Annotated in this window: 1 protein-coding gene; it reads right to left on the bottom strand. The window is 66.8% G+C overall.

Annotated features, from left to right (window positions below):
• Window positions 1-33: 33 nt before the first annotated feature.
• Window positions 34-1,377: an IS256-like element ISMlu11 family transposase gene (locus tag D8M29_RS12285; RefSeq protein ID WP_012750929.1), complete on the bottom strand. Its 1,344-nt coding sequence runs from the start codon at window positions 1,375-1,377 to the stop codon at window positions 34-36.
• Window positions 1,378-1,434: the final 57 nt, after the last annotated feature.

Here is a 1,434-nt window from a genome sequence, read left to right as displayed (position 1 = left end):
GGGCGTGTCAACTTGTCTGTGTAAGCGGGGTGGTCACAGGTAGGGGTTGATCCGGTCGGGGTAGGCCGCGGCGAGCTGGGCGAGGGCCTGCTTCCAGTTCGTGACGGCCTGGCCTTCGACGAGCCGGCCCTGGGCTTTGCGCTGGCCGGCGGGTTTGCCCCGGTCCCGAGCGCGTTCGGCGGCGCGTTTGTCTTCGATGTTGCAGATCGCCAGCCAGAGCAGCTTCACCGCCGCCTCGGTCGAGGGGAAGTGGCCGCGGTTCTTGGTCACCTTCCGTAGCTGGAAGTTCAGCGACTCGATGCTGTTGGTCGTGTAGATGACCTTGCGGAGCATGGGTGGGAACTGCAGGAACGGGATGAACCGCTCCCAGGAGTTCGCCCAGGTCGCGGCTGCAGACGGGTACTTCGTGCCGAGCTCGGAGGCCTCGAACTCGGCCAGCGCCTTCCTCGCGGTCTCTTCGTTGGGGGCGGTGTAGATCGGCTTCAGCGCGGCGGCGACCTTCTTGCGGTCCTGGTAGGCCACGAACCGCATCGCGGCCCGGATCAGGTGAACCACGCAGGTCTGGACCATCGAGTCCGGCCACGTCGCCTCGATCGCCTCCGGCAGGCCCTTGAGCCCGTCGCAGCACACGATCAGCACGTCCTGCACGCCCCGGTTGGCGAGATCGGCGCAGACGTGGGCCCAGAACGCCGAGCCCTCGGTGTCCTGGACCCAGATCCCCAGCACGTGCTTGATGCCCTCGAGGTCCACGCCGACGGCGATGTAGGCGGCACGGTTGAGGACCTGGCTGTTCTCTCGGATCTTGATCCGGATTGCGTCGAGATAGATCACCGGATAGAACTCCTCCAGCGGCCGCGACTGCCACGCCAGGACCTCTTCGCTCACGGCGTCGGTGATGTTGGAGATCGTCTCGTGCGACAGGTCCGTGCCGATCGTGGAGGCCAGGTGGTGCTGGATGTCCCGGATCGTCATTCCGCCGGCATAGAGGCTGATGATCATGTCATCCAGGCCCCCGAGGCGCCGCTGGCCCTTGGGCACCAGGCGCGGGGTGAACGACCCGCCCCGGTCTCGCGGGACGTCCAGCTCGATCGGCCCGACCTCGGACTCCACGGTCTTCGGGGTGGTCCCGTTGCGGGAGTTGGCGTGCTTCGGCGCCTCGCTCGAGCCCTTCTCGTAGCCCAGATGGCTGGTCAGCTCGGCCTGCAGGCCCCGCTCGAGCGCGGCCTTGACCAGCGCGGGCACGAACCCGCCGTCACCGGTGAGCTCGACGCCGCCCGCGTCGATCTGCGCGAACAGGGCATCAAGCTGCCCTGAGGCTTTCAGCTGCTCGACCAGGTCCTGGCCCGAGGGCTCGCCTGGGTTCTTCTCGTCGATCATGGTCATGATTCTTACCGTTCCTCTCGGTACGGCTTACACAGACCATCTGACACGCCC

This window comes from Micrococcus sp. HSID17227 (assembly GCF_003989405.1).
GTDB lineage: Bacteria > Actinomycetota > Actinomycetes > Actinomycetales > Micrococcaceae > Micrococcus > Micrococcus luteus.
The sequence above is the reverse complement of the archived record's forward strand: the minus strand, read 5'-3'. Positions and strand labels throughout refer to the sequence as shown.